The 4,578-nt window shown below is 50.0% G+C and carries 2 protein-coding genes; both read left to right on the plus strand.

Annotated elements, in window-relative coordinates; genetic code table 11:
- Positions 1 to 266: 266 nt before the first annotated feature.
- On the plus strand, positions 267 to 1,337 hold the full coding sequence (locus JOC37_RS13015) for an efflux RND transporter periplasmic adaptor subunit (RefSeq protein WP_204619573.1): 1,071 nt from the start codon (positions 267 to 269) through the stop codon (positions 1,335 to 1,337).
- Positions 1,324 to 4,461, plus strand: a complete 3,138-nt coding sequence (locus tag JOC37_RS13020) for an efflux RND transporter permease subunit (protein WP_204619575.1) — start codon at positions 1,324 to 1,326, stop codon at positions 4,459 to 4,461. The genes JOC37_RS13015 and JOC37_RS13020 overlap by 14 nt, the downstream gene beginning before the upstream one ends.
- The last annotated feature ends 117 nt before the right edge of the window (positions 4,462 to 4,578 follow it).

Raw genomic sequence — 4,578 nt, forward strand, 5'->3', positions numbered from 1 at the left:
GGTTTATCAGGAGCCGTATACGAGGCCCGTACGTACGGTTCTGTGAGAGGGATAACGCCGTAGCAAATTACTGCGGCGTTACCCTACTCGATTTAGCTTGACAGTGACAGCATATAGTGACAGTATATAAAGATAGCATTATTTATTAAATTATTAAAAAATTTAAGTTTACTTCACAGGTACATCTCAATTTTCTTTTTCCATTTAAGAGAAATAAAACTTTGAGAGGATTTATTAATTAATTAATTAATAAAGGAGAGGAAAAAGTGCAAAAAAGAACTGTACTGGTGCTGATCCTGCTGCTGGCTGCTGCACTGCTGATGGCGGGGTGCGGCAGAGAGGAAGTGAAACAAGTACAGGAAAAAACTGTGCCGGTGGAGGTTTTTACAGCGGTTAAAACTGATTTTAGCCAGGAGGTAGAAGTGACCGGCGAAATCTTAGCCGGCACAGAGGTGTCCATTATTCCTAAAGTGTCCGGCCGGGTGGCAGCGGTATATGTTAAGTTGGGCCAGCAGGTTGGCAGGGGGACGGTTCTTTTGGAAATTGAAGGGGCCGGGGTAAAAAGTGCACTGGCTGCTGCGGAGGCCAACCTGGAGTCGGCAGAAAAAAATTACCAGCGGGTGAAACAATTATATGCAGAAGGGGCTGTCTCCCAAGCGGATTTTGAAAGGGCGGAAACAAATTTAAAAGTGAACCGGGCCCAGTACGATCAGGCGAAGGATAGTTATGATGAGCTCACCGTGGTTTCACCCATTAACGGTAAAGTGGCCTACCTCAATGTTGATGAGGGAGAAATGGTGGGTCAACAGGGGCCGGTGGCCGGTGTGGTTAATTTGGACACGGTGAAAGTAAAGCTTAATATTTCTGAAAACCTGATCGGCAGAATTAAAGAGGGACAAAAAGTAAAGGTGCGAATTAATGCCCTGAATAAAACCGTGGAAGGAAAAGTGCGCGCTGTTTCTCCCCAAATTGACAAAACCACCAGGGCCTTTCCGGTGGAAGTGGAAATTGCCAATCCCAGGGGAGAAATACTGGCCGGCATGGTGGCCAGAATAAAACTTCCCACCGCCCGGGTTAAAGATGCCGTTGTTATTCCTGCCCGGGCTGTGCTGGAGCATAACGGGCAGCAAAAAATATTTGTGGTGGAAGACGGTGCGGCCAAAGAAAGGCTGGTTAAAGTGGGCCTAACCGGTTTAGACAGGGTGCAGATTGTAGAGGGGTTAAAAGAAAATGAAAAAGTGATTGTAACCGGTAACCGGTTGGTAGGTGACGGGCAGAAAGTAAAAATAATTAAAACTGTGGGGGCAGCCGGAGGTGAAAACAGTGAAAATAGCTGATTTTTCTGTGGACCGCCCGGTTGCCATTTCCATGCTCATAGTGGCCATGGTTATTTTAGGAATAGTTTCACTGCCCAAATTGGCGGTGGATCTGTACCCCGATATGGAACTGCCGGTGGCGGTGGTGGTGACCGCTTATGAAGATGCCGACCCGGCGGAAGTGGAAAAAGTTGTCACCAAGCCGCTGGAAGCGGCGGTGGGTACTGCCAGTAACATTAAAGAAATCCAGTCGATATCCAGTGCCGGAAACTCTCTGATTATACTGCTTTTTGAATGGGGTACCGACATGGACGATGCCGCCATAGAGGTGCGGGAAAAGATTGACATGTTCAGGGATGTGCTTCCCAGCGATGTGGGTTCGCCCAGGGTAATGAAGATGGACCCCAACAATGCCCCCATTATGCTTTATACCCTTTCCGGTGACGATTTAGTAACTTTGGATAAGCTGGCGGAAGATACCGTCAAGCCCGGGATGGAACGGATCAAAGGTGCTGCTTCTGTCCTGATATCCGGCGGTAAGGAGCTTGAATATAAAGTGATACTGGACCGGGCCAAGCTGGAGTCATACGGAATCACAGCGGCACAGGTGGCCCAGGCCATTATGGGTGACAGCATAACCGGAACCGCAGGAACGGTGGAACGCGGGGTGAATGAACTTTCCGTTCGCGTGCTGGGTGAATACAATTCCGGAGAAGATTTAGCCGCCATCCAAATCCCCCTTGGCCCGGGGGCGGGGAATATAAAATTATCGGATATTGCTGAAATAAGAAAAGACTTCAAAGAAGTTACGGAATACAGTTTTGTAGATGGAAAACCGGCCCTCAGCATTCACGTGTTTAAATCCTCCGGTGAGAACACGGTACAGGTGGCCAGGGCAGTTAAGGCGGAAGCGGAAAAGTTAAGTCAAACCCTTCCCCAGGGTGTGAAGCTGACCAAAGTGCTGGATCTCTCTAAATTTATTGAGGATTCCATCAGCAATGTGGTGCATCATACCCTTATAGGCGGCATTATGGCCATGGTTATTTTGTACCTGTTTTTGAGAAGCGTGCGCAGCACGTTAGTTGTGGCCATAGTAATGCCCATTGCGGTAATTGCCACCTTTACCATGATGTATTTTGCCGATCAAACCATTAACCTGCTGTCGCTGGGCGGCCTGGCACTGGGTCTCGGTTCGCTGGTGGACTTTTCTGTGGTGGTGCTGGAAAGTATTTATCGCTACCGGCAGAATGGTTACGGTGTGATTGAAGCGGCTAAATTGGGAACGGCAGAAGTGGGCAATGCGGTGTTTGCTTCCGGTTTGTCCCAGGTAGTTGTATTTGCACCTATTGTTTTTGTTCAAGGCCTGGCCGGCATTTTGTTCGGGCCGCTGGCCCTAACTGTCAGTATTTCTCACATTGCTGCTTTATTTGCTGCTTTAACACTGGTGCCCATGCTTTCTTCCCGGTTGTTAAAAAATGTACCGCCGGCTGACATGGTATTCCCAAAGGGAAAAACCAAGAACCCGCTGGTGCTGTTTGGCAGGTTCTTTGCCCGGTTAAGTGAAGGTTATGGAAAACTGCTGCGCTGGGCGCTGGGACACAGAAAAACTGTGGTTATTGCAACCATTGTACTTTTGGTGGCCAGTATGGCAATGGTGCCCATGGTGGGTACGGAATTCATTCCCAGCATGGATCAGGGAGAAATAGCAATAAAAATAGAAACTCCCCCCGGTACATCACTGGAGGAAACCAAGCAAGTGGCCTTTAATGTTCGAAACATGGTTAAGCGGGAACTGCCCGGTTATGAACGGATATTTACCCAGGTGGGAACGGGAGATATGGCCTGGTTAGGGATTGTGGGCAGCAATGAGGCCACTGTACAGGTGAAGCTGCCGCCTCAGAAACAGCGTGAATATTCCACTGAAGAGGCGATGGAAAAGCTGCGTGCCGCCGGTAAAGATATACCCGGCGCAACTATTACCGTAAAACAGGCCAATGATGATGGTATGGGCAGCGGCAGTCCCATTGAAATTTCCATTAAAGGGGACGACATAGAAGTATTGAAACAGCTTGGTGTCCTGGTGACCGAAATAGTTAAAAGTGTTGAAGGTACCAGGAACGTAACCAACTCACTGGAAGAAGCCCGGCTGCAGGTCAATGTAAAAGTGGACCGCCAGCGGGCGTCTTTGTACGGATTATCTGCCTCCCAAATAATGAGTGCGGTACGCACTGCCTTTGATGGCCAGGTGGTAAGCCGGGTGCGTACCGGTGACGATGAAATAGATATCCGCCTAATGTACCCGGAAAATTTTAAAGAAACCCCGGAACAGCTGGCGGAGCTGATGCTCAACTCCCCCACCGGGGCCAGGGTGGCCCTTCAATCGGTGGCTGACATTACAGTAGAAGAAGCTCCGGTACAAATTACCCGCTCTGACCAGGCCAGGGAGGTAAGTATAACCGCTGATATAGCCGGCCGGGACCTGGGCAGTATTAACCGGGAGATACAGGCCCAGTTGGAACAAATGGCATTTCCCAAGGGGTATGCTTACGAATTAAGCGGCCAGGCAGAGGATATGGCTGAATCCTTCGGAGACCTGGGTCTGGCTATGATACTGGCGGTGGTGCTGGTGTACATGGTAATGGCGGCCCAATTCGAATCATTATTCCACCCCTTTATCATCATGTTTTCGCTGCCGCCTACACTGGTGGGGGTGGTGCTGGGGCTGCTGACCACCGGGCACCGGCTCAGTGTGCCGGCATTAATCGGTGCCATTATGCTGATTGGTATAGTGGTGAACAACGCCATTGTACTGGTGGATTATATTAACACCCTGCGCCGCCGCGGCATCGGGCGCAGCGAAGCCATACTGACAGCGGGGCCCATAAGACTAAGGCCCATTTTAATGACAACCTTAACCACCGTGCTGGCCCTGCTGCCCTTGGCCTTCGGCACCGGGGAAGGCTCGGAGGGGTGGGCACCGCTGGCGGTGGTGGTTTCCTTTGGTTTAACGCTGTCAACATTAATTACACTGGTACTGGTGCCGGTGGTGTATACAATATTTGACGACCTGGGTAACAGGTTTAAAAAGCTGCCCGGCAGTATTAAACTGCCCTTTAATAAGAAAAGAGGTAATCCCGTTACTTAATCGGAGCCCTGCGGGGCTCCGATATTATTGTTTGCCTGGCATGTCTGCCGAGCCGATGGGTTGAAAGAAACCCTGTCGCCTAACCAGCGGGAAGACAACCTGTAAGCAAGGGCGTCA

The organism is Desulforadius tongensis (genome assembly GCF_016907915.1).
GTDB classification, from domain to species: domain Bacteria; phylum Bacillota; class Desulfotomaculia; order Desulfotomaculales; family Desulfohalotomaculaceae; genus Desulforadius; species Desulforadius tongensis.